Origin of the sequence: Alicyclobacillus fastidiosus, assembly GCF_026651875.1 — a bacterium.
GTDB lineage: Bacteria > Bacillota > Bacilli > Alicyclobacillales > Alicyclobacillaceae > Alicyclobacillus > Alicyclobacillus fastidiosus.
Map to the genome: position 1 here is coordinate 526,078 of NZ_CP104067.1, position 22,660 is coordinate 548,737.

The window sequence follows — 22,660 nt, forward strand, 5'->3', positions numbered from 1 at the left end:
GTGGATAGATACGATTTGACAGTCATTGGTGGTGGTTCTGCGGGTTTAACAATTGCCAGTGGAGCAGCGAGCTTCGGTGCTCGGGTGGCCTTAATTGAGAAGGACAAAATGGGTGGAGACTGTCTGAACTACGGATGTGTTCCGACGAAGGCATTGATTCGTTCGGCAACGGTTGCGGCGACGGTCAGGCAATCTGAAAAGTACGGAATCAAAATCAGTGGCCTAGAGGTAGACTTTTCAGCCGTAGTGGGGCGCATGCGGCAGGTGGTCAATAAGATTGCCGAGCATGATTCACCCGAACGATTTCGAAGCATGGGTGTCGATGTTTTGCTTGGTCAAGCCGAGTTCAAGAATGCGAACGAGCTACGAATCGGGGACAATACGATTTCGTCGAAAAAAATCGTGATCGCAACGGGGTCCCGTGCAGCAGTTCCGCCAATTCCTGGGCTGTCGGAGACTGGGTTTATTACAAACGTGGAAGCACTCCAGCTTGACGCACTTCCCAAATCCTTGGTCATTTTGGGTGGGGGGCCGATTGGACTCGAATTTGCACAGGTATTCGCCCGCCTCGGAGCAAGTGTCACGGTCATCGAGATGTTTCCGCAGCTCTTGCCTCGGGAGGATGCGGAGGCGGCAGAAATCGTACGGGGGTCACTGGTCAATGAGGGGATCCACTTCATGTTGGGAAGCAAGGTCGTTCAGGCAAAAGCCCGTGAGAACGGCAAAGTCGTCGTTGTGGAAAAGGACGGCAATCAAGTTGAAGTGGCGTGTGAGGAGATATTCGTCGCCACAGGAAGGCAACCAAACGTAGAAATTCCGGGCCTTCATACCATCGGCATTGAAACCGGCAAAACGGAAATTGTTGTGGACTCAAACCTGCGAACGTCAGTACCCCACATATTTGCCGCTGGTGATGTGAAGGGCGGGTTACAGTTCACCCACGTTGCTGGTTACGAAGGGAAGGTCGTCGTTCGAAACACACTGTTCCCAATCAAACAGCATGTTGACTATCGATTTGTTCCTTGGACTATTTATACCGACCCCGAAATTGCTCATGTAGGGTTGACGGAGAGAGAGGCAAGAGACCGTAACGGACAAGTTTATGTATATACTGCGCCGTTTCAAGAGGTGGACCGTGCAGTGATTGACGGTGAGGCTGAAGGGTTTGTGAAGGTTGTTGCTGATAAAAAGGGTCGGATTATCGGAGCACATGTAGTTGGGGAACATGCAGGTGAACTGATTCAGGAGCTAGTTTTTGCGATGCACCAGCAAATCCCGATTGGCAAGATTTCTGAGGTCATCCATGCCTATCCGACGAAGGTTGAAGGACTTCGTAAAGCCGCAGATATGTACTGGAAAGAGCGACTATTCGACGGTGGAATGGCATCTATGTTAAAAAAAATCAGCCGGTTTACACGATGAGGGCTTGGAAATGAAGAAACTTTCTATTCTTATTGCCCTGTTCGTTGCGGTTTGTGATCGCATTCTGAAAGTGTTGTCTAACAGGTCGCTGTTGCATGGTTCATTTGGGCTGATTCATTTTGCTCGCCTTCATAACTATGGGGCAACCTTGGGAATTCTGCGAGGAGATCGGCTCCTGCTTGTTGGCATCGGCACGGTTGTTTTCGCTGTCCTGGTGGCCATGTTGTTCAAATTAAGGCTGCCATCGATTTGGTTTTGGATTGGATGGGCACTACTCATGGGAGGAACAGTGGGCAACCTTTTGAATAGGCTGATCTATGGCTACGTAACGGACATGCTACAGATTCCTGGATATCCGGCTATATTCAACTTGGCAGATGTCGGAATACGAACAGGTGTGATTATAATGCTGATTGGATATTGGAGGTGGTCACGCCGAAGCCGGTTAAAGGGTTCTTCAAAGTCACCATCTCAGACGAGCATGTTTGATGATGCGGGCAAACATGTCGGATTCTGCGATTTGATTTGAAATTTTAGTTCGGGTAGTCGCACAGTTCCACAATAGTTCCGGACGTGGAAGCGAGATGCATATAGATAAGCCGGCGTCCTCGAGCATTCGTTCGAAGAGTTTCCTCATAAAAGCGAACGCCTCCGGTCTTCGCCTCCTCAATAGCTTGGTCCAAGTTCTCGACCCGGTATGCGACATGATGGACGCCTTGACCTCTTTGACGAATGAAACGGGCAACTGGTGATTCCCGATTCGTGGGTTCAAGTAACTCCACGTGCATACCGCCGACCTCTAGTGCTGCAACATGAACTTCGACGCCTTTGGTCTCACTGCTATATCGGTCTACTACTCTTGCTCCGAGGACATTTAGGTAAAAGGGTAACGTATCGTTGATACTGCGGACGGCGATTCCTAAATGATCAAATGTCTTTTCCATTTGTTCGTTCACCCCACATTGTCTTCATGATACTCTTCTGGTCAAACGCAAAACAGGTGCTTTCGAGAATGCGCCAGAAATTTGTTGATAGACCAAAATTGGGTTAGTTAAGTAGTAAACCAAAGTGCTTGTGAAATCCCTCTTTACCTTTCTCTGTAACACGGGTTGCCCGATTGAATTGTCGCTTCTCGATCCACCCAAGTTCGGTAACCCGGTCCAAGAATGCCGCCCCTAAGGATCCTCCAATGTGTGGTTGCGACGGCGACGTTTCACCTTAGCAATGTCGATTCCAAAGTCATTAAAGAACTCTAGCCCATTGTCCGTAAGGTTGTAATTGTCGGCAGAGCCGTTAATGTACCCTTTGTCATGGAGAACCTCCGCCAATTTTGTCCCAACTTTCCCAGCAAGGTGATCATAGCACGTACGGCCTTCTCGCAAAGCCTTCTCTTCATCAGCATCTCGGAGGGAGCGAACTTGAGACGGAGAAGAAATCGCAATCAGAGATTCAATGGCGTGTGCAACATTCGGGTCTGTTAATCGAAAGTAGCGATAACGGCCTTGAACCTCTAAGGTGGGGCTACAGTATGTGTCTCCCTTACTGCTTGTCGGTATCCGGTTGACTCTCGCCGAACTGTTGATGGCTGTCATTGTGGTGAAACGGGAGCATCCAAAGACAATTATTAACTGGACCCGCATAGCCACGATAGGGCTGTTTCAAACCGCAGGTGTGATGGGGTGTATTTTCATCAGTCTCCGAACGATCACAGCGAGTGAGTCATCCATTCTGACATTTATGAACCCACTGATTGTCATTATTCTAGGGACAGTATTCACGGGAGCAAGGTATCGCTTTTTACAGTGGGGCGGGGTGATTCTGAGATTCATCGGCGTTTTTATCACACTGGGGTTACACTTACATCTTCGGTTTGGAACTTGGCTCAGCTTTCTGGGGGCCGTGAGTTGGGCTGTTGCAACGCTGTTGATTAAACGATGGGGAACACAGGTAGACACCTGGGTGCTGACCGCCTACCAGATGTTATTCGGTGGGATATTTTTGTTGATTGCGAGCGTGACACTTGAACGTCCAAAACTCATATTGAACACCCTGTCTATTGGGATTGAATTGTGGCTTGCGATTATGGCGTCAGTCGTCCAATTTGCCGTGTGGTTCTATTTACTTCAACGTGGAGACCCTGGTAAGACCAGTGCTTTTCTATTCCTGGCGCCATTCTTTGGCGTGATTTCTGGGTGGGTACTGTTGGGTGAACGGATTACATGGGGCGTATTTCTGGGCGGGATGTTCATTATCCTTGGCATATTTCTAGTAAATTGGCCCGAGAAGAAACTGTCGCGAAGCACAGGTAAGAAGCCACAAGGAGCCGGGGAATAGAGCAAGATGTTGGTGTACTACCAGACGAACGAGGTGTGACCGGTGCCACTAATGTCTCAACTGTAATGTGCGGGCCGGGTTCTATCTCGAATTCCTGCTTCATCGGTATAGCGGTGAGCATCGAACATGCAGCGAGTATCGTCCGTGTATGCGAGAAGCAAAATAGAACACGTGCATGGGGTGTCCAGTGCATCGAAGGATCTTTACCCACTTGCCTCACAACGGTGTGCAACAAGACGGTAAGCAACCTTCAGCATACTGGACATCGGGATTGTACATACCAATCGTCGACCCATGTTTTGCGCTCCTGTGCGACTGCGAGGCTCTGGTGGGGAATGGCGACAACACTACGTCACTCATTTACCCAACCGTCGGCCCATGTTTGCACTGCTTCCACCACGGGGTGAAGCGCTTTTCCCTTTTCTGTCAACTCATATTCAATCCTGACAGGCGTTTCTGGATGCACTTTGCGATTTACAATGCCAGCATTCTCTAGTTCTCGGAAGCGTTCCGAAAGCATGCGTTCACTCATGTCTGGGATGATAGCGGCGATCTCTGAGAAACGCCTTGGACCACCACACAGGGTGCGAAGGATAAGTCCCGTCCAACGCTTTCCGAGTAAATCGAATGCAGCCCTAAACTTTGGACACATTTCGTCGTAGTTATGACTCATGCTTGTTTCACCCCAAACTTATTTTATCACCTGAGCTTGACAAAAGTAAGCTGAAGTTTTATCCTCTCCCTTGTTGTTTTTTAGAGCTTACTTCTTGTAATTGAATTGAATAATGGAAGTAAAAGAGATGTAGTGACAACAGAAGGCCTACCCAAGCAACAGTGGTCTGAATTTAACTCACGAAGGGGATGATTCAGTGTATAAAGCCAACTTTGATTTGACGGGAAAGGTCGCTGTGGTAACAGGCGGTGGTCGGGGAATTGGTCGGGCATTAGCAGAGGGATTGGCTTATGCTGGTGCGGACGTTGTGTTGACGGCCCGTACGGAAGAGCAAGTCAAGATTGCTGCAATGGAGATTTCACAAAGTACCGGACGGCGTACGCTCGGTATTTCTTGTGATGTCACAGACAAAGATTCCATTGACGCTGTAGTAGGTAAAGTAATCAGGGATTTTGGACGTATCGATATATTGGTCAACAATGCAGGAACCTCGGTGCGACATGGTGCGCTTGATTTGACCGAAGATGAGTGGGACCAAGTGATCGACACGAACTTCAAGTCCGTGTTTCTCATGTCACAGGCGGTCGGGCGTCATATGGTTAAGCAAAAATACGGGCGCATTGTCAACATCGCTTCGGTCGCATCTGAGCTGACTTTGGCATACGGGACTCCTTATGGACCAAGCAAAGCAGGTGTTGTACACCTGACCCGTCAAATGGCAAATGAATGGGCGCAACATGGCGTGACCGTGAATGCCATCAGCCCATGGTTTTTCAAAACGTCTCTTAATGAAAAAGCTTTGGAGAATGATGAATTTCGCACTGCCTTGGAGAGACGTACTCCAATGGGACGCCTTGGACAACTTGAAGAACTCGTGGCACCAGTTGTGTTTTTCTGCTCAGACGGAGCAGGCTACGTGACGGGGCAAAACCTATTTGTTGATGGTGGAACGACGCACTTTGGTATGTGATTTTGAACTGAACACACTGACAAGGAGTGGCACAATGAGCACGACAACACATATTAAACATCCCGAACTATTCAAGTCAATTCGTATCGGACACGTCGAACTGTCGAATCGAATTGTGCTTGCACCTATGACTCGCACGAGTGCGTCTGAAGATGGATTGGCTACGGATAGAATGGTCAAATACTATGCCAGGTTTGCGAAAGGTGGATTTGGTCTTCTTATCACTGAAGGCATCTATCCGGACGAGATATACAGCCAGGGATACTTTGGGCAACCAGGCCTCGCTAATGATGATCAAGTATTGGCTTGGTCTAAGGTCACAGCAGCAGTTCATGAGAACGGGGCTCGAATTTTTGCTCAGTTAATGCATGCTGGAGCCATTTCCCAAGGGAATATGTATAAAGATGTAGCCATTGGGCCATCGGCGGTACAGCCTAAAGGGACAAAGCTTGAAATGTATGGTGGTAGTGGCGCTTTCTCAGTTCCAAAGGAAACAACCAAAAAAGATATTCAACAGGTGATTCAAGGGTTTGTTGACGCTGCGCTCCGTGCCCGTCAGGCTGGCTTTGATGGGGTTGAGATCCACGGTGCCAATGGGTACATCCTGGATCAGTTTTTAACGGATTACATGAATCAACGAACAGATGAATACGGCGGCTCCACGGAAAATCGAATGCGTTTATTGGTGGAAGTGAGCCAAGCTGTACGTCAAGCAGTCGGTCAGGACTTTGTTGTCGGAATCCGCATCTCGCAGGGCAAGGTGAACGATTTTACCCACAAGTGGGCAAATGGAGAAAAAGACGCAGAGGTCATTTTCAAAAGCTTAGGAGAAGCGGGTCTGGATTATATTCACACGACCGAATACTACGCCAACAAACCGGCTTTTGGTGAAGGCCCAACGTTGGCAGAACTGGCCAAAAGGTATGGGAATATCATCGTGATCGCAAACGGTAATTTAGACGATCCAACGGAGGCGGAGAACATGATCGTGAGCAAACGGGCTGATTTGATAGCCCTGGGGAAAGCGGCACTTGCAAATCGGGATTGGCCAAACAGAGTCGCTCAAAATGAAGCGTTGGATGCATTTGATGGGTCTGTTTTACAACCGACTGCGGTTGTGAAGGATGTCGAACTGTAAATCGGAAGAGTGACAACGAAGTTTACAAGGAGGAGTATTCATGGCAAGAGTTCTGTCGGTAGTATCAAGTGGGTACAAAGACAGAGACTATCATACCGGCTGGTGGGGTGAAGAGTTGTTTGCCCCACTTGAGATGCTCGAACAAGCGGGTCATGCTGTTGAATTGGCCTCGCCTTTGGGCGGTAAACCGGAGTTGGATGAGAGAAGTATCCTCCCAGAATACGATCCGAAGGGGACGTATAAGGCGCTATACGAATCCGGGCGGGCAGATGATACGAAGAAGCTGAGCGAGGTAAACCCAACAGATTACGATGTCGTTTTGATTGTGGGCGGCCATGGTGCGATGTTTGATTTGGCAAAAAATGATGACTTACACCGCATCCTCAATACTGTGTACGACCGTGGAGGAATCATTGCTGCGGAATGTCACGGCTCTTCCGTGTTGGTGTACACGACACGGCCCGATGGAAAGAGCATCGTGGACGGGCTGAAAGTCACAGGTTATCCAGATGTCTGGGAGCCGGAAGACGTACTTCCTTATTTGCCATATAGTCTTGAATAGGAATTACGCAAGATAGCTGACTATGTGCCTGGATTGGAGCAGAAGGCGTTTGCAATTTGGGGCAACAAACAAATTGTCACGAGTCGTGACCCATTTTCATCTGAGCTCATGGGTCAAGAATTAGTCAAAGCACTACAAAATAAGTAACCTTGGCATTCACCTGAACAACACTCTGGGAAAACAAGGTGAGCCTTGTAACGCACATGGATGGAGGGGTATAGAATGCTTCACAAAATCCTGCTTTTTAATCTGAAGGAACCAGCACACGCAGACCTAGGAGCGTGTCCGAGTAATCCCTGAAGTATTCCTGAATCCGTGACGTCTGTAGGGACTGGTCAAGGTAGTTTTGAACATGACTCCAAGCGTCGGCGAGCAGTCAACAGAGTGGTTCATTTTTGCATGTGAAGAGAGGAGTCTGTGAATTTGTCCACAGGTGAATAACCCCTTCGTTTCAGGGATGCATTCACATGTGGATACATCGGACGCTCTTTCCCTTCTTCATCCAAATGCTTCGTATAGTCGCCTAAACACGGGCAACCACCGGTTACCTCGTCCGAATCGTAGCCGTGTCTGCCTCGCGTGTCTCGTCATTTTCGCCGCAAGCGTGATGAGATTCTGGATCACGGTGCGTATGCGTCGCCTCTCTGCTTTCTTCCGAATCGGTGCATCCTGCTCTCTCAGGCTCTCCTGTCCGATGATGCGCAACAGGTTATATGCCAGTACACCAAAATGCAAGACAAGGTCGTTCGTTGCAAACTTCCCCGAGGGCAACCGTTCCAAATCTAAATCTGTCTTGATCTCGCTATGAAATTGCTCCATCGTTCCATGTGCATGATACAGGTCGATGATCACCTCTGGAGCCTCTGGCAAGCTCGTGACGTAGACGTTTACCTCAATGCTCGGGATGAGTAATGCTTGACCGTCGCTCTGGATCGTGCGTTCAATCACTTCAAACACCATCCGGACCGGTTTTTCTAATCCCTTCATTGGAGACAGGATGGACCCTCTGTACACCTTCTTCCCTGCACGGGGCTCTGTGTAGGTACCGTGTTGCTCAGCCGTCAGCAACCACGCATTCGGGTTCTCCTTACGTAGGTTCTTCTTCACGATAAAGTCGGCCGAGGTTTCGTCGGCCCTGCATACGACTAAGTTTTCTACGCTGTCATTTCCCGCATCTAAGCGTGCGAGTAGGCGCTTGTCCGAAATTCGTTGAGCATAGCGGATACTCTGAGCCAGAAACGCGGCGGTCCCCTTTTGACAATGTGTACTTCCCGTTCGGAACTCTACGTGAACGGCGTATCCTTCCTGTCCTAAGTAAGCGAAAATCGGCGCGTATCCGTCGCACCCTTTATAGGTACGAGACACGCCCTCCTTCTTGGTTCCTGAGTTGTCAAATGGGGATACATCAATGTCAAGCGGTAGATATTCACGATGCCCATCCCCCAGTACAATGGGTGCAAGGTACACGCCCACCTTGCTCAATAGGTCAGCTGATTCTTCGAGGATAACCGATTGCCAGTCACATTTTTCTTCGGGTGCTACGAGATCCAGGCGTTGGCGTAGTGTTGGACTCGACGGTACATTGGAAATGGTCAGCGCTTCAGGGAAGAACTCATCCTGACGCAACGGCTCAATGTGGTCAAAGTCGCTCTTCCCCTGACACAAGAGGCCCAGGTAGGCGTAGGCAACATCTCGATTCGAAATTTCCGTATACGCGCGCCCTGGGACAGGGAGGGCATTGAGACGTGCGGATAGTTGAGTCTTGCCAAGGAGCAGTCCAACCAGAGCAAGTCCAGAATGGGATGTCAATATTTCATCTGACTCTTCGATCACAAAACGCATGAAGGCACCACCAAGTAGGTGAGGTAGATTCGTCCATCTGATAGCGCCATTTTACTTGATTTCACGCGATTTTTGTCGTCCTCTTGAAAATCCACGTCACGGATTCAGGGTATTTTGTAAAAGGAAATTTCCGGATCAATAACGAAGTCCCCTGTATTGGTATTCACAGTGGAGGCTTCGAATCTTGGGAAAAAAGTTTCGTGACTACGACCCGAACCAACTCATTCTACTACCACCGGGGTTAAATGAATGGCTACCTGACGGCCACCTGGCGAACTTTGTCAGTGATGTGGTCGATCATATCGATATCTCCATCATTACAAAACAGTACGAACAAGAACTGCGAGGTTTTCCCCCGTACCACCCGGCAATGTTATTGAAGATTCTGGTTTACGCATATTGCACAGGCATGTACTCTTCCAGAAAGATCGCAAAGGCCTGTCAGGATGTAGTGGCGTTCCGAGTCCTGTCCGCAAATCAGTTCCCGGATTTCCGGACAATCAGTGATTTTCGGAAACGCCATTTGGTCACCTTCAAAGAACTTTTCTTGGAAGTCTTGAAGATTGCCCAACATGCAGGGATGGTTAAGCTCGGGCATGTATCGCTGGATGGCAGCAAGATTCGGGCAAACGCATCCAAACATAAAGCGATGAGTTACGAGCGGATGAAGCAGCAAGAGCAACGACTCCGCCAAGAAATCGCCGAGCTTACGCAGCAGGCTGAACGCACCGACCATAGTGAAGATAAAAAGTACGGTAACACCATGGGCGATGAACTCCCTGAAGAGTTAGCCCGTAGAGAGACCCGGTTGGCAAAAATTCAGGAAGCAATGTCCTCTCTGGAGAAAGAGGCCAAGGAAAGAGTGGAACAACAGCAACAGAAAGACGAACAACAAGACAAGAAGGACGATGACAACGGCCCCACCAACCAGACAGGCGCCAGGAAACGCGGTCGTCCACGCAAGGAGAGTCATCTCGCAGGTGTTCCGGAGGACAAGGCTCAACGCAACTTCACGGATCCGGAATCTCGCATTATGAAATCGAAAGACGGCTTTATCCAAGCATACAATGTGCAGGCTGTCGTCGATGAAGAGTACCAAATCATTGTTGCAACAGATGTTATAGACCACACAAATGACCACGGTGTCCTGCGTACAATGGTCGAAATGACGGCGGAGAATACGAAAGCGACGATGCACAAAATCTCATGTGATGCTGGCTACTTTGCCGAAGACGACGTGACATGGCTTCAAGAGAAAGAAATTGACCCATACATCGCAACAGGTCGTCAAAAGCACAATGAAGTGCCTGAGTCACCGAGAGGACGAATACCGAAACACTACACCATTAAGCAACGTATGACTCGGAAACTAAAAACAAAGAAGGGCCGTGCCGTCTACGCGAGACGCAAGGCTATCGTAGAGCCTGTGTACGGTCAAATTAAGGGTTGTCGACGATTCGACCAATTCTCACTTCGAAGCCTTGAGAAGGTCAGAGGAGAATGGTCGTTAGTTACCATGTGCCATAATCTGCTTAAGATATTCAAATACGGTCATATAAACTGGGCAACGTGCTAAAGATGGTGCTTAACCGACCAGTCCCCGTCTAATGAAGTAAGTGCCCATGGGGAAAGTCACCCATAGTCGAATAAAATATGGAACTGAACTCAAATGCAGAAAGTCTAAGCCGCAATACTCGGACACGCTCCTAGTACGGGAAAAAGCTTTGCAGTTACTCGCTGCTGTGCCCGGAGCCAACAACGTTACTTTCCGTCAAGCCATCGGGGACGGGGATATCCGTTATCAATATCTGATTACGTAGATTTTGAATCGATGGAAAAGCACGAACAATATATGGTTCATGATAAGCACATTGAGTTTTCCAAACAGCACTGTCGTCCGTACATCAGTGATTTGCTAATTCAATTTTTTGAATGAAATGGGGGAGGCAAGGTCAATGCGGTACTACATTTTGTTGATGTTGACCAGCCTCCTGTGGGCGGGGAATTTTGTCACAGGTAAATTTCTCGTTGGTCATGCATCTCCGTTGACTTTAACCGATCTACGTTGGGCTATCGCTGACATTTTCTTGGTTCCGGTTGTATGGATTTCAGATAAAAAACTGTTCCCACCTCTAAGAGCATTGGTTCCCTTGGTGTTTATGGGGCTGACAGGCGTCATATTCTTCAACGTCTTCACATACCTAGCCCTAACTCGTACAACACCGGATAACGTGGGGCTTCTGTCTGCCCTGAACCCTATTGCAATTGCGATTGCGTCGTTCATTTTCCTGAAGGAAAAGCTAAGTGTTCGACAAGTGATCGGAATGGTTGTCTCGTTGTGCGGTGTGGTCGTCGTGGTAACAAAGGGCCGCATATCGGGGTTGACTCATTTTCAAGTCAATTCCGGGGTTTGGCTCATGTTGGCGGCAGTGGGTATGTGGGGGTTATATGCCGTTGCGAGCCGTTCAGCGATGAAATATGTATCTCCTTACATGGCAACGTTGTGGGCTGGGCTCCTCGGTGTGCTGTTTATGCTGCCGTTTGACTTGCCTAAGCTTACGTCCGTTCAACTGAATACGCCATTTTGGAGTTCAATTCTTTATGGCGCAATCGGTGGAACCGTGGTGGCCATGATACTGTGGAATATCGGAATTCAGCGTGTAGGCGAAACAAAGTCGGGAATGTTTTTGAACTTTAACCCGATTTTCACAGCAGCTTTAGCCTACGTACTTATGGGTGAAACGGTACATGTTTCGCAAATTGTTGGAACACTGATTGTCATCGCTGGAGTATCCTTGTTCGCCATACCGAAAGCTCATAAACGATTGATCAGACAAGCCGCTTAGGTTTCGTTCTGGTCTGGACAAGCCATCACATCATTTTCTGTTCGAGTGTGACTTTATTCAAAGGACAAGCTACGGAGGTTTGGTTAAAGTTAAAGGAGCGCTGAAGTGGCTAGAAGAATGACATCCGAAGTTGTACGAGCTTAAACCTAAGACCGTAGAGAATTGAGATGACCGTCGCCCTTCTGAGCGGTGGTTTAATTCACTGAGTCCATGCGCTATCCGCTATGGAAGCATGAAGTTGGAAGCACTTAATAATGCAAAGGGCAGTGGAGGAGTAATTGATATGGTTGAAAACAAGGTAGTTGTAATCACGGGGGCCAGCAGTGGTATCGGACAAGCTACAGCGACTCGTCTAGCGCAAGGTGGAGCGAAGGTTGTTTTGTCCGCACGCAGAGTAGAACGACTGAAAGAAACTGTACATCAGATCACGGAAGCCGGGGGCACGGCAAGCTATTTCAGCGCAGATGTGGCATCAATGGAAGATGTTCAGGTTTTAGCGGACTTTGCAGTGCAAACGTACGGAACCATTGATGTTTGGGTAAACAATGCCGGACTCATGCCGCTCTCCTTCCTAAATAAACGTAAAATTGACGAGTGGGACCAAATGATTGACGTGAATATCAAAGGTGTTCTTTATGGTATTGCGGCCGCTGTGCCAATTATGGAACAAAAGCGCAGTGGGCACATTATTAACGTCTCATCTGTCGCCGGGCATAGGGTGGGAATGGCCGGAGCCGTCTACAGTGGAACCAAGTTCGCTGTTCGGGCCATTACCGAGGGGCTTCGCATGGAATTATCACCGACTGCCAATATAAGGACGACGATTATCTCGCCCGGCATGGTGGAGACGGAGCTTCTAACGACGATTACGGATGAAGATGCGTTATCTGCTTTGAAATCTCGGGCAACGGCGCAGGCACTTCAATCTGAAGACATTGCAGAAGCAATTTTCTATGCAATTAACCAGCCGGAACGAGCTTCCGTGAATGAAATATTGATCCGCCCAACCACTCAGCCTTCTTGATACCACTGAGTAGTTTTGCTCCTAACCGGATGAGGCGCCTGAAGGGCTTATGAGGGCTCATGTGAGGGCTCAGGTTGAAATGTGTTACACAGAATTCATCTTGACTATTTCGGGGCGGTCAGTCTCTAGCCCATCAAAGCTTGTATATTCATGAGCCATCCGCCGGATGGCTCATTTTGTTGGCCCCAACTACACTCTGGCAAATGTCTACAGACTTCAAGGTATTGACATCATCATTATCGTCGCTTAATATATACCCCGTACCGTATATACCCCACGCCGTATGTATTGGGATTTCGACTTTCAACACACGTTGCCGGAACTTTGATCACAAGGAGGTTGCGTAAAATGGCACAAGTAGTGAACGTACTCTCGCTTGATGTACAAGAGCGCATCAAACGTGGTGAAGCATTGCAAGTCATTGATGTTCGTGAAGACAACGAAGTCGCAGCCGGGAAAATTCCTGGCGCAAAGCACATCCCAGTGGGACAGATACCTGACCGTATGGACGAAATCGACCCACACCGTCAAGCCATCATGGTTTGCAGAAGTGGTGGTCGTAGCGCAAAGGCCTGCGAGTTCCTAATGGCAAACGGGTACTCCAATGTGAAAACCATGATGGGCGGTATGACTGCCTGGTCTTGGGACGTTGAGTGAATACCCAACAGGACAATTTCAATTAAGAGGGAGAGACATCTAAATGTCAGACAACAAAAAACGTATCGCAATTATTGCTTCCAACGGTGGATTGGACAGTGCGTATAAGGTATTGAATATTGCTACGGCGGGTGCGGCGACCGATGCCGAAGTTGCTATCTTCTTCACCTTCGAGGGACTTTCCATCATTCACAAGCAATCAGAGAGCATGCTGACGATGGGGCCAGGCAAAGAACACTTTGTGGAAGGGTTTAAGCGTGCAAACGTTCCATCCATCGCTGAACTAATGGATATTGCAAAAGAGAGTGGCGTGAAGTTGATTGCGTGTCAAATGACCATGGACGTAATGGGATTGACACTCGATGACTTTATCGATGGCGTTGAAGTCGGTGGAGCGGTCACATTCCTCGACTTCGCTTATGACGCTGACGTATCGGTCACATTCTAAGATTTCCCTTGGAGGAGGTACATCATGAGTACATTTGCTGTAGATCAATCACTTGACTGTAAAGGTTTGTCCTGCCCGATGCCCATTGTTCGAACCAAAAAGGCAATTGACCAAATGGAGCCGGGACAGGTGCTTGAAGTGGTTGCAACGGATCCTGGTTCCGTTGCGGACGTGAAAGGCTGGGCGTCTCGTACAGGTCATCAGTTCTTGGGCACTCAAACCGAAGACAAAGTGTTTCGGCACTACATTCGTAAGTCGAGACCGGAGGAAACGGAGCCTGAAAAGATGTACCCACATGCGATTTCCAATCAAGAATTGGAACAAAAGCTCGCAGAAAGTCCGGTCATCTTGGATGTCCGTGAACCGGCTGAGTATGCATTTTCACATATACCAGGAGCAATTTTGCTGCCGATGGGGCAACTCGAGGAACGCATCGAGGAATTAACCCAGTATAAGAATCAACCCGTTTACGTGGTTTGCCGAACCGGAAATCGTAGTGACATTGCATGCCAAATTCTTTCGGACAACGGCTTTGAAAATGTGAAAAATGTCGTGCCTGGTATGAGCCAGTGGCAGGGGCCGACTCAACAAGACGTATAAAGGAGGGAGTTATCAGTGACGGGTGTGAAAGTTACGACACAATCGTCGGCGGAGGTCTTCGAGAAAATTTTGCGCTCGGAACCGCTATTTATCTTGGATGTTCGAAATGAGGATGCGTATGCGGACTGGAAAATTGAAGGTCCATCCGTGACGAGCATCAATATCCCATACTTTGACCTTTTGGATGGTGTTGAAGTGGCGCTTGAGCGTCTACCGAACGACGAACCGATTTTAGTTGTGTGCGCAAAGGAAGGCTCGTCGCAGTACGTTGCGAAACAACTCGCTGAGGCAGGACTAGACCACGTGACGTATTTGGAGGGCGGCATGAAATCCTGGAGTGAATATCTCCGGCCGGTCAAGGTCGGCGATCTCTCCTCTGGCGGCGCAATATATCAGTTCGTCCGTGTCGGGAAGGGTTGCTTGTCGTACATGGTTGTATCTGGCGGTCAGGCGGCAATCGTTGATACGGCACGAATGACTGACTCATACGAAGCGTTTGCAAAGGAACATGGGCTTACCATCAAGCACACGATTGACACACATCTTCATGCTGACCATATCTCAGGTGGTCGGAAGTTAGCTGGAAAAGTGGGTGCCACGTACTGGTTGCCACCGAAGGATGCAACAGAAGCACAGTTTGGGTATCAGCCACTTGAGGATGGACAGGAGATTCAGGTTGGTTCGGCGACGGTGAAAATATTGCCCGTGTACTCACCTGGCCATACCATGGGTAGTACATCGCTCGTCGTGGATGACAAATATCTGTTGTCGGGGGATATTCTCTTCGTTAAGTCCATTGGTCGTCCTGACTTAGCCGGTGTAGCCGGAGACTGGGCTATTGATCTGCGTAAGACCTTATACGAGACGTATGAGGGTCTCTCGTCAAAGCTTACATTACTCCCAGCGCACTACGCAGACATGACTGAAATGAATGAGGATGGATCTGTTTCTGCAAACCTTGGTCATCTGTACTCAACAAACGCAGGTTTGCTGGTTTCTGACGAAGTAGACTTTCATGAGATGGTCACGAACAATCTGCCGCCTCAACCGAACGCATATCAGGACATTCGCCTAACCAACATGGGTAAGATCAACCCGGATGAAGAAGAGCAACGGGAGATGGAAATCGGCCCGAATCGCTGTGCTGTACACGGCTAATCCACTGACGGAGGAAACAAGCTTTGAAGCGATTCTGGAGATGTCTTTGCCCCCTTCATAAAGTTTTATACGATGTGGCAGGGGGATATGTCGTCCTCATTATAGGTAGTTTCGTTATACACCATATCTAAATTTTTTTGCAGTGCAATATACCCATGTGGGTATAAGGAGGTGGAAGCTTTATGCCACACCTGTCTGGAATTCAGATGATGCTCGCACTGTTGTCTGGCGGAATTGTGGGGTTTGTCTTAGGGCTCATTGGTGGGGGCGGTTCAATCCTTGCTGTCCCCCTCCTGCTCTACCTTGTCGGTTTTCATGACCCTCATGTCGTAATCGGCAGCACGGCCTTTGCCGTTGCGGTCAATGCGTTTCTGAATCTGATTCCTCATTGGCGCTCTGGGAACGTAAGGTGGAAGCCGGCGATTGCATTTGCCATACCGGGTGCCGTTGGAGCCTATGTGGGGTCTGTGTTTGGAAAGATGGTGAATGATAAGGTCATTCTCTTCCTGTTTGCCATCTTGATGATTGTGATTGCAATCCTCATGTTACGTCCTAAAAAGCAGAGTACAGGCGCTGGAGAACATGGGCAAACCAAGTTATCCCGTGTCGTTCCTACAGGATTATCGACGGGCCTTCTATCAGGATTTTTTGGAATTGGGGGCGGCTTTCTCATCGTCCCTGGACTCGTGTTCTCAGCGGGGCTGACGATGGCGGAAGCGATTGGGACATCATTGTTCTCTGCGGGGGCATTTGGAGTTACGACAGCGGTCTCCTACGCTGCGTCCGGTTTGGTGGACTGGCTGGTTGTCGTCTTATACATCGCAGGCGGCGTCATCGGCGGCTTCTTAGGCGTACGGGCCTGTTCCGCCATCGGTCGCAACGTTCGACGACTGCAAATCATTTTTTCATCAATCATCATCCTTGTTGCTTGCTACATGTTGTACATGAATCTGGAGGCCATTAAGACATTCCACTGGTAGGAGGTGTTCTTGTGAATTGGATTGAACTCGTGATCGTTGTTGTTGTCGTGGGTTATCTTGCGTATCGCATGTTGCCCGCAAAAGGCGTGAAGTCGGTATCTTCAGAGGAAGTGCAGGCTTTGCTTTCAAAAGAGAAAGCAACCATTCAGTTCGTGGATGTACGGGAACCGGGTGAGTTCCGTACAGGGCATGTACCTGGGTTCAAAAACATTCCACTGACTCAACTTAAATCCCGATTGAATGAAATGGACACAGAACGCCCAGTTGTATTGATGTGCAGAAGTGGGGCAAGAAGTCAGCAGGCTGCTCGAACGCTCGTAAAACAGGGGTTCTTGGATGTGCGCAATGCATCTGGTGGAATCATGGCGTGGAAGGGGCGTCAGGAAAAGTAAAATCAGCTACTTTCGTATGAGCACTTTAATACGGAAGGGGGTATAGTATAAGCGAGACAGGAGGAATGTGCGGTGCAATATAACGACAAGATGAAACATAGATTGAATCGTATTGAAGGACAAGTTCGAGGCGTCCTTGGCATGATGGAACAAGAAAAGCCATGTAAGGATGTTGTGACACAACTATCTGCCATTCGGACTGCCGTCGACCGAGTAATTATGTACGTCGTGGGTGAGAATATGGAGCAGTGTATTCGGGATGAAATTGCTGGTGGCGGAAGCGCAGAGCAAGTAATCCAGGAAGCCATTGATCTCTTGATGAAGAGCCGATAGGAGGATGGGATATGGCTACTGTGAAGGTCACAGATGCGAACTTTGAACAGATGTTGCAGGGAGATAAACCTGTTCTTGTGGATTTTTGGGCCACGTGGTGCGGGCCTTGTAAGATGATGGCCCCAGTGCTTGAAGAACTGTCCAGTGAAACCGAGGGAAAACTCACGGTAGCTAAGCTCGATGTGGACGAAAACCCAGCGACTGCATCGAAGTATGGCATTATGAGTATCCCTACCATGATTGTCTTCAAGAATGGTCAGCCAGTTAAGCAATTAGTGGGTTATATGCCGAAAGGACAGCTTGTGAGTCAACTGAGTGATGTTATCTAACAAAAGGGGCGGACTAACATGGACTTCCATTATTCAGTTGCTACGGAGAAAACCGTGGATGAAGCGGTACAATCCCTTGAGGAGTCTCTGAAAGCCAATAAATTCTCTGTGCTATGGCAATTGGACCTTCCTGCTAAGCTGCATGAAAAAGGCGTCGAATTGGATATGCAGTACCGAGTTCTCGAGGTCTGTAACCCCCATGAAGCGAAACGGGTTTTGAGTCAAAACCCACTTGTCGGCTACTTCCTGCCTTGTAAGGTGGTTGTATATCAGTCTGAGGGGAAAACGCATATTGGTTTGCCCAAACCCACGACCCTGATGGAGGTTCTTGGTGATCCAGCGTTACTTGAAATAGCGCAAGGTGTAGAAGCAACGCTCACGAAAGCGGTAGACGAGGCCAAATAACTATTTGGAGGAGTCCAATGGGACACAGGTTTGATCCGAGACACGTAGAGAAATTGGATAGCCCCGAACGTCGCAAGATGTTACCTCCCAACGAAACTGTGAAGATGTTAGATGTTCAGCGGGGTCACACGGTCGCCGATATAGGGTGTGGTCCGGGGTACTTTACAATCCCGTTAGCCAGGTTAGCGATGAACGTGTACGCAGTGGATGTTTCGCCTGAAATGCTGCATCTACTTAAAGAGAAGGCAGCGCACGAAGGAACTAGAAATATATCCGTGGTGGAAAGCCCTGCTGAACATCTCACACTACCCGATCACACTGTAGACCGTGTGATTTGCTCGCTCGTGCTTCACGAAGTGGATGACTTGAAACAAACACTTTCTGAATTCAAACGGATTCTTCGTCCGGGTGGGAAGGTACTTCTCATCGAGTGGGAAAAAAAGTCGATGGAGATGGGACCCCCCGTGAAGGAAAGACTTGATCCAGAGACGTTGCTGTACGAAGTCAAATCACTGGGCTTCCACGGTCAAATTTCTTATCCGAACCCAAATCAATACATCATTTTGGCAGAATGAAGAATTATCCGGAGAGGAGCGAAATACATACATGCTGAGAGAAGTATCGGATCATTTCAAAGTGTTGACATTGGTACATAAGAGTATTGACACCATGGTAGAAGGCTTGAGCCAGGAACAATGGTTACATCGTCCGAATGGGACCTTCAACAACATCGCATCTATCATCGACCATACTTCAAGAGTGGAAAAGAAGTTTATGTCGGCCATATCGGGGCAAGCGCTCGATATCGATACACAAGCGCCATTTAAGCAAAATCACTGGGATGTCCCAGCGATTCAACAGGCTTGGGCAGAAACACTGCCATATAGTCGAGACGTGTTGGAGCGTTTGACCGAATCCGATCTTGAAAAGCCGGGGTTGTCATTAAGAGTCGGTGATTTGAACCGGAGGCAGCTCATCGTCTACACCGTAGGTCACACCACGCATCACCGTGGACAGATCCCCCTAGTCATGAAACTGTTCCAGGGATGAAGGTCTCGAGTCGCAAACTGTGCGGACACGGGTTTGACCAAGGACTTTACTGTTTGAATTGTCTCCAGACGGCCGTATACAATAAATAAATCACGTACACGCCGAGATAAGCAGAGGGAATCAGAAAGAATGGATCTATGAAGAGTGCATGAATCGTCGTCATAAAGACGGTGTGATTCCTTATAACGGAGTATATGGTTGTGGACGCTGCGCTAAAGGATACGATGGCTGAAATTATGGCCATCACGTTGTATGCGAACAGCATCCAATGCGACACTAAGTTCGTGGCGCTCATGGCTAGGGGTATAAGAACTACCCCGAGAACGATTATTGTTGTCAAAATGACCACTCCAATTACAAGGTGGTCATTTTTTGTGAATTTGATACCCGTAGAAACTGCAGAGAGCTCTGCACACTTCCAAAGTGAAGAGTTTTTACTCTTCGCTGGGCACAAGTTTCGGCACTGGTATCTGAAGGCGTGTCAAGTGTTCAGTGAGCTGTCAAACGATGCACTTTCGGAGAGTGTAGCTGCTTTCTTGAGAGGCAAAGGATAGTCTGCCCAGGACTTAGACAGTTTGCTCAAAACACTGCAACTGGAGACGGCAATAAGGGTAAACGGCAGAACAACTAGAACCGGAAACGAAATGTCCGTATGAAGAAGAAGAGGGTACATTGACAGAGCAACACCGGGAGGGTGATAAATACGAAGAAGCGGAAGAAGTATCACCATCGCAAGTGTAACCAGAACACCGTAGATTGGACCGTGTACGAGCAACGAAACTGCCGTACCGGCGCTGGCGGATATTGTTGTTCCTACGACAACGGGTATCGGTTGAGCGATCGGTGACTTTGGAAGCAGAAGCAAGATTGTCAACGTAGCCGAAAATGGTGGCACCAGCGGTTGTGGTGCAAAAATATTTGAATACGCCACATGTAGTGTGGAATCAGTTAAAATACACCACTGTATATTGTGGTTTCTTGAATTTTTGCACCAGAACCTCGAGAAGCGACTCGTAGATCTCGCGCACAATAGCGACGGCTTTGCGCGCCTCTCCCCCGGCACCATCGGATCGCGATGATCCAAGATCGCCTCGACCATGTCCGCGACAAACGCGTGGTGCCCGTCGGGTGTCGTCGCCCTCACAGAAACGACAACGGACGATTCACACGCGCGAATGCATCGTAAATGGCTGTGTCCACGGCAGCCTTGGGGGCCGAACCACCGGAAATTTGAAAGCTCTGTCGAATCATGAGGGAAGTGACGTAAACTTCGAGCTCTCGACATGGCATGCGTCCACCTCAGCACGAATCGAAGTGTCCTATTGATACTCGCTGTGCGTTCGGCTTGCAAACTCGTCCGCCGCCCACCCTTTGCCGACTTCACGCAACCGGCTGAGCCACGCTTCCTTGGAGATATACCGGTACGGTCCCGTCCTGATGATCTCCTCCATGGGATCCATGATCTCGCCGTGTTTGGAACGGTTTTCCTGAACCCAATCGGCGATAAGATGATCCATTTCCGCCACGATAGCCGGGTTTTCGGAGGCGACGTTGACACATTGGTTCGGGTCATTCTCCATGTCGTACAGAACAACGGGATCAAATTTGTAAAATCCGGGATCGTATGTTCGGATGAAGTACCAACGCGGAGCGCAGACGGCCCGCTGGCAAGCGTAAAGCCCATGTTCAAGGACAAGATAGTCGCGATTCCAATCCGCGTCCGGCTTGTTGATGAGGGGCAGCAGCGACTGACCATCCCAGCCGGTGGGGATATCGAGCCCAACCAAATCGACAATCGTCGCCACGACGTCGACGTTGTAGACGAAATTGTCGAACACGCTGTTAGGCAGCGTTACACCAGGTATGCGCATGATCAACGGAATTCTGTGCACAGACTCGGTGGCCATTCCGTGCTCCATATAGATCCCTTGCTCGCCAAAGGATTCACCGTGATCGGCGCTGATGACGAAGCAAACCTCGTCCTCAATGCCCAATTTCCGATACGCGTCAAGAATTTGTCCGACGTGTTCATCCATGTACGAGATACCAGCGTCATACCCATTGATGAGTTGTTGGTAGTCCGCTCGATTGCGTATTTCATGTGGCATCTTACGCGGGATATTGGGTGTGATGGCCCAGTGAAACATGCTCGCAGAACGTGGATGGTACAACCGGCGGTGGTTTTGAATGACTTCTTCGCTCGGAAAGGTTGGGGCCGGCTGATCGACAAACTGTTCCGCGTAGGCGTCAGGCGCAGTGTAGAATCCGTGGGGATCCCAGTACTGAACGTGCAGGAAATAGTTCTCTTCCGCGCCGTGTTGCATGATCCACGGGATCACATGCGCATTCACCTCGTCGGCATCTTCATTCCCACACTTCAGCGTGTGGGAATGAATCTCGTTCCACCCTGCGAAGAACCACCAGGCCTGATGCCTGTCTCCAAAACTAGAAATCGTTACGGTCTTATAGCCAGCTTCCCGCAAATAACGAGTGAAAAACGGGTATCTTACACTATACCGTTCGGCTCCAGGGTGGTAAAATCGTCCTCCAGATCCAAAATGAGTTAACGAACCATGGTTGATTGCAAATTTTCCGGAAATAAAACTAGCTCGGGAAGGAACGCACGGTGACGCTTCACAATATGTGTGAGTGAACCGGACACCTTGCGCTGCGATGATATCGATGTTCGGCGTCGTTTTCCGGACATAGCCGTAACACCCCATATGATCAGGTCGCAAGGAATCGATATCAATATAGACGATTCTCACTCACTCATCCCTCCGTTTGCACTGGACATAAGATACAGTTTTCATCTACAAGAATAATACCACTCTATTTATAATATTTTTCTTTATATTCATAAATGTCAGTAGGTAACCAGAAGAAGGATGGTGCAAGATGACGGATATTTTTTCGATCTAAACACTATCAGGGGGTTGTCTTGTATTCAATCCTCAAGAACTTTCTAAACAGGAATGCTGTTCGTTTGTGGATGTCGATATATTTTTCATGAGGAAGTCATTCAACAAGTCGATGCCGATTTTCTGTTTCATGCGTCAAATGACGGTACGTGCAGTAACTTTGGGATGAGCCTGCCGTTGTGTGAGGGACAGCACGTCCTGTAGGCAATTTAGTTAGCAACGGCCAACGGTAATTGATTCGCCCTGCGAAATATCCCGCCATTGAAATCGGCCTCGATCACGCCGCCGATAAAACAACCAAAATCCATTATGGTCCCACTGCAGAATCTTTATCTTGTCCCGTTGCCGATTGCAGAAAACAAACAGGCTGTGGGAGAACGGTTCTAGGTCGAACACTTCTTTAACGAGAACGGCTAGCCCGTCAAGATAACGAGGGGACAGGGTGCTTGAGGGGGCATCTACGACATATTATCAAAGAGCTATTATGTCCGAAACGTAGACTGAGCACACACTTCCAATTGTCCGACACTGTGGGGGCTCCTTCTAAAGCATGAGTCCCACTAGGAAACAAAGGGA

At 48.8% G+C, this 22,660-nt stretch carries 26 protein-coding genes and 1 pseudogene; 20 read left to right on the plus strand and 7 right to left on the minus strand.

Annotated elements, in window-relative coordinates:
* Positions 1 to 1,422 (plus strand): dihydrolipoyl dehydrogenase, encoded by a 1,422-nt coding sequence (lpdA, locus tag NZD89_RS02665; protein WP_268006306.1) that lies wholly within the window; start codon positions 1 to 3, stop codon positions 1,420 to 1,422.
* 10 nt (positions 1,423 to 1,432) lie between these two features.
* A complete protein-coding gene (locus tag NZD89_RS02670; RefSeq protein WP_268006307.1) occupies positions 1,433 to 1,951 on the plus strand; it encodes a signal peptidase II in 519 nt (172 codons plus the stop codon).
* A gap of 4 nt (positions 1,952 to 1,955) precedes the next feature.
* Here the strand turns inward: NZD89_RS02670 and NZD89_RS02675 are convergent, their stop codons facing one another.
* On the minus strand, positions 1,956 to 2,366 hold the full coding sequence (locus NZD89_RS02675) for a VOC family protein (protein ID WP_268006308.1): 411 nt from the start codon (positions 2,364 to 2,366) through the stop codon (positions 1,956 to 1,958).
* 568 nt (positions 2,367 to 2,934) lie between these two features.
* Here NZD89_RS02675 and NZD89_RS02680 point away from each other — a divergent pair.
* Positions 2,935 to 3,756 (plus strand): annotated as a pseudogene (locus NZD89_RS02680) (DMT family transporter); the annotation flags it as partial.
* Between the two features lie 352 nt (positions 3,757 to 4,108).
* On the opposite strand, the gene NZD89_RS02685 reads toward NZD89_RS02680, so the two are convergent.
* Entirely contained in the window at positions 4,109 to 4,429 is a 321-nt protein-coding gene (locus tag NZD89_RS02685; protein ID WP_268006309.1) for a winged helix-turn-helix transcriptional regulator, read from the minus strand.
* A 196-nt stretch (positions 4,430 to 4,625) separates the two neighbouring features.
* Here NZD89_RS02685 and NZD89_RS02690 point away from each other — a divergent pair, with 196 nt between their 5' ends.
* The 3 genes from NZD89_RS02690 to NZD89_RS02700 are packed head-to-tail and all read left to right on the plus strand — an operon-like array spanning position 4,626 to position 7,099.
* Entirely contained in the window at positions 4,626 to 5,399 is a 774-nt protein-coding gene (locus tag NZD89_RS02690; RefSeq protein ID WP_268006310.1) for an SDR family NAD(P)-dependent oxidoreductase, read from the plus strand.
* A 34-nt stretch (positions 5,400 to 5,433) separates the two neighbouring features.
* Positions 5,434 to 6,537, plus strand: a complete 1,104-nt coding sequence (locus tag NZD89_RS02695) for an NADH:flavin oxidoreductase (RefSeq protein ID WP_268008373.1) — start codon at positions 5,434 to 5,436, stop codon at positions 6,535 to 6,537.
* A gap of 40 nt (positions 6,538 to 6,577) precedes the next feature.
* The gene (locus tag NZD89_RS02700; RefSeq protein WP_268006311.1) at positions 6,578 to 7,099 is read left to right on the plus strand and encodes a type 1 glutamine amidotransferase domain-containing protein; all 522 of its coding nucleotides are present in this window, start codon (positions 6,578 to 6,580) and stop codon (positions 7,097 to 7,099) included.
* Positions 7,100 to 7,597: 498 nt separating this feature from the next.
* Here the strand turns inward: NZD89_RS02700 and NZD89_RS02705 are convergent, their stop codons facing one another.
* Complete coding sequence (locus NZD89_RS02705) at positions 7,598 to 8,941, minus strand: IS1380 family transposase (protein ID WP_268006312.1); 1,344 nt, start codon at positions 8,939 to 8,941, stop codon at positions 7,598 to 7,600.
* Between the two features lie 184 nt (positions 8,942 to 9,125).
* Between NZD89_RS02705 and NZD89_RS02710 the strand changes: the two genes are divergently transcribed.
* The 14 genes from NZD89_RS02710 (at position 9,126) to NZD89_RS02775 (ending at position 19,163) form a co-directional block, all read left to right on the plus strand.
* A complete protein-coding gene (locus NZD89_RS02710; RefSeq protein ID WP_431308595.1) occupies positions 9,126 to 10,517 on the plus strand; it encodes an IS1182 family transposase in 1,392 nt (463 codons plus the stop codon).
* A gap of 379 nt (positions 10,518 to 10,896) precedes the next feature.
* Positions 10,897 to 11,787, plus strand: a complete 891-nt coding sequence (locus NZD89_RS02715) for a DMT family transporter (protein WP_268006313.1) — start codon at positions 10,897 to 10,899, stop codon at positions 11,785 to 11,787.
* 283 nt (positions 11,788 to 12,070) lie between these two features.
* Positions 12,071 to 12,811, plus strand: a complete 741-nt coding sequence (locus NZD89_RS02720; RefSeq protein WP_268006314.1) for an SDR family oxidoreductase — start codon at positions 12,071 to 12,073, stop codon at positions 12,809 to 12,811.
* A 348-nt stretch (positions 12,812 to 13,159) separates the two neighbouring features.
* Entirely contained in the window at positions 13,160 to 13,468 is a 309-nt protein-coding gene (locus NZD89_RS02725) for a rhodanese-like domain-containing protein (protein WP_268006315.1), read from the plus strand.
* 43 nt (positions 13,469 to 13,511) lie between these two features.
* Positions 13,512 to 13,916 carry a DsrE/DsrF/DrsH-like family protein gene (locus tag NZD89_RS02730; RefSeq protein WP_268006316.1) on the plus strand — a complete coding sequence of 135 codons (405 nt, stop codon included), beginning with the start codon at positions 13,512 to 13,514 and terminating at the stop codon, positions 13,914 to 13,916.
* Positions 13,917 to 13,940: 24 nt separating this feature from the next.
* A complete protein-coding gene (locus NZD89_RS02735) occupies positions 13,941 to 14,516 on the plus strand; it encodes a sulfurtransferase TusA family protein (protein WP_268006317.1) in 576 nt (191 codons plus the stop codon).
* A gap of 24 nt (positions 14,517 to 14,540) precedes the next feature.
* Positions 14,541 to 15,674 (plus strand): MBL fold metallo-hydrolase, encoded by a 1,134-nt coding sequence (locus NZD89_RS02740; RefSeq protein ID WP_268008374.1) that lies wholly within the window; start codon positions 14,541 to 14,543, stop codon positions 15,672 to 15,674.
* Between the two features lie 182 nt (positions 15,675 to 15,856).
* Positions 15,857 to 16,654 (plus strand): sulfite exporter TauE/SafE family protein, encoded by a 798-nt coding sequence (locus tag NZD89_RS02745; protein ID WP_268006318.1) that lies wholly within the window; start codon positions 15,857 to 15,859, stop codon positions 16,652 to 16,654.
* Positions 16,655 to 16,665: 11 nt separating this feature from the next.
* Positions 16,666 to 17,046, plus strand: a complete 381-nt coding sequence (locus NZD89_RS02750; protein ID WP_268006319.1) for a rhodanese-like domain-containing protein — start codon at positions 16,666 to 16,668, stop codon at positions 17,044 to 17,046.
* Between the two features lie 72 nt (positions 17,047 to 17,118).
* Positions 17,119 to 17,379 carry a metal-sensitive transcriptional regulator gene (locus tag NZD89_RS02755; RefSeq protein ID WP_268006320.1) on the plus strand — a complete coding sequence of 87 codons (261 nt, stop codon included), beginning with the start codon at positions 17,119 to 17,121 and terminating at the stop codon, positions 17,377 to 17,379.
* An 11-nt stretch (positions 17,380 to 17,390) separates the two neighbouring features.
* Positions 17,391 to 17,708 carry a thioredoxin gene (gene trxA, locus NZD89_RS02760; protein ID WP_268006321.1) on the plus strand — a complete coding sequence of 106 codons (318 nt, stop codon included), beginning with the start codon at positions 17,391 to 17,393 and terminating at the stop codon, positions 17,706 to 17,708.
* Between the two features lie 18 nt (positions 17,709 to 17,726).
* Complete coding sequence (locus tag NZD89_RS02765; RefSeq protein WP_268006322.1) at positions 17,727 to 18,113, plus strand: DUF302 domain-containing protein; 387 nt, start codon at positions 17,727 to 17,729, stop codon at positions 18,111 to 18,113.
* Positions 18,114 to 18,130: 17 nt separating this feature from the next.
* Positions 18,131 to 18,688, plus strand: a complete 558-nt coding sequence (locus NZD89_RS02770) for a class I SAM-dependent methyltransferase (RefSeq protein ID WP_268006324.1) — start codon at positions 18,131 to 18,133, stop codon at positions 18,686 to 18,688.
* A 31-nt stretch (positions 18,689 to 18,719) separates the two neighbouring features.
* A complete protein-coding gene (locus NZD89_RS02775) occupies positions 18,720 to 19,163 on the plus strand; it encodes a DinB family protein (RefSeq protein ID WP_268006325.1) in 444 nt (147 codons plus the stop codon).
* Positions 19,164 to 19,209: 46 nt separating this feature from the next.
* Here the strand turns inward: NZD89_RS02775 and NZD89_RS02780 are convergent, their stop codons facing one another.
* From NZD89_RS02780 to tnpB, 4 genes are all read right to left on the minus strand, one after another.
* Complete coding sequence (locus NZD89_RS02780) at positions 19,210 to 19,503, minus strand: transposase (protein WP_268006326.1); 294 nt, start codon at positions 19,501 to 19,503, stop codon at positions 19,210 to 19,212.
* Between the two features lie 141 nt (positions 19,504 to 19,644).
* Positions 19,645 to 20,448 (minus strand): HPP family protein, encoded by an 804-nt coding sequence (locus NZD89_RS29415; RefSeq protein ID WP_369125232.1) that lies wholly within the window; start codon positions 20,446 to 20,448, stop codon positions 19,645 to 19,647.
* Positions 20,449 to 20,482: 34 nt separating this feature from the next.
* On the minus strand, positions 20,483 to 21,931 hold the full coding sequence (locus tag NZD89_RS02785; RefSeq protein ID WP_268006327.1) for a sulfatase family protein: 1,449 nt from the start codon (positions 21,929 to 21,931) through the stop codon (positions 20,483 to 20,485).
* 366 nt (positions 21,932 to 22,297) lie between these two features.
* Entirely contained in the window at positions 22,298 to 22,525 is a 228-nt protein-coding gene (gene tnpB, locus NZD89_RS29420) for an IS66 family insertion sequence element accessory protein TnpB (RefSeq protein WP_369125253.1), read from the minus strand.
* Between the last annotated feature and the right edge of the window lie 135 nt (positions 22,526 to 22,660).

What these genes read in the sequence shown, in the direction of transcription:
- NZD89_RS02670 (WP_268006307.1), top strand. Translation starts at nt 1,433, where the DNA reads ATGAAGAAACTTTCTATTCTTATTGCCCTGTTCGTTGCGGTTTGTGAT.
- NZD89_RS02675 (WP_268006308.1), bottom strand. Translation starts at nt 2,366, where the DNA reads ATGGAAAAGACATTTGATCATTTAGGAATCGCCGTCCGCAGTATCAAC.
- NZD89_RS02685 (WP_268006309.1), bottom strand. Translation starts at nt 4,429, where the DNA reads ATGAGTCATAACTACGACGAAATGTGTCCAAAGTTTAGGGCTGCATTC.
- NZD89_RS02695 (WP_268008373.1), top strand. Translation starts at nt 5,434, where the DNA reads ATGAGCACGACAACACATATTAAACATCCCGAACTATTCAAGTCAATT.
- NZD89_RS02700 (WP_268006311.1), top strand. Translation starts at nt 6,578, where the DNA reads ATGGCAAGAGTTCTGTCGGTAGTATCAAGTGGGTACAAAGACAGAGAC.
- NZD89_RS02705 (WP_268006312.1), bottom strand. Translation starts at nt 8,941, where the DNA reads ATGCGTTTTGTGATCGAAGAGTCAGATGAAATATTGACATCCCATTCT.
- NZD89_RS02715 (WP_268006313.1), top strand. Translation starts at nt 10,897, where the DNA reads ATGCGGTACTACATTTTGTTGATGTTGACCAGCCTCCTGTGGGCGGGG.
- NZD89_RS02720 (WP_268006314.1), top strand. Translation starts at nt 12,071, where the DNA reads ATGGTTGAAAACAAGGTAGTTGTAATCACGGGGGCCAGCAGTGGTATC.
- NZD89_RS02725 (WP_268006315.1), top strand. Translation starts at nt 13,160, where the DNA reads ATGGCACAAGTAGTGAACGTACTCTCGCTTGATGTACAAGAGCGCATC.
- NZD89_RS02730 (WP_268006316.1), top strand. Translation starts at nt 13,512, where the DNA reads ATGTCAGACAACAAAAAACGTATCGCAATTATTGCTTCCAACGGTGGA.
- NZD89_RS02735 (WP_268006317.1), top strand. Translation starts at nt 13,941, where the DNA reads ATGAGTACATTTGCTGTAGATCAATCACTTGACTGTAAAGGTTTGTCC.
- NZD89_RS02745 (WP_268006318.1), top strand. Translation starts at nt 15,857, where the DNA reads ATGCCACACCTGTCTGGAATTCAGATGATGCTCGCACTGTTGTCTGGC.
- trxA (WP_268006321.1), top strand. Translation starts at nt 17,391, where the DNA reads ATGGCTACTGTGAAGGTCACAGATGCGAACTTTGAACAGATGTTGCAG.
- NZD89_RS02765 (WP_268006322.1), top strand. Translation starts at nt 17,727, where the DNA reads ATGGACTTCCATTATTCAGTTGCTACGGAGAAAACCGTGGATGAAGCG.
- NZD89_RS02770 (WP_268006324.1), top strand. Translation starts at nt 18,131, where the DNA reads ATGGGACACAGGTTTGATCCGAGACACGTAGAGAAATTGGATAGCCCC.
- NZD89_RS02775 (WP_268006325.1), top strand. Translation starts at nt 18,720, where the DNA reads ATGCTGAGAGAAGTATCGGATCATTTCAAAGTGTTGACATTGGTACAT.
- NZD89_RS29415 (WP_369125232.1), bottom strand. Translation starts at nt 20,448, where the DNA reads ATGTCGAGAGCTCGAAGTTTACGTCACTTCCCTCATGATTCGACAGAG.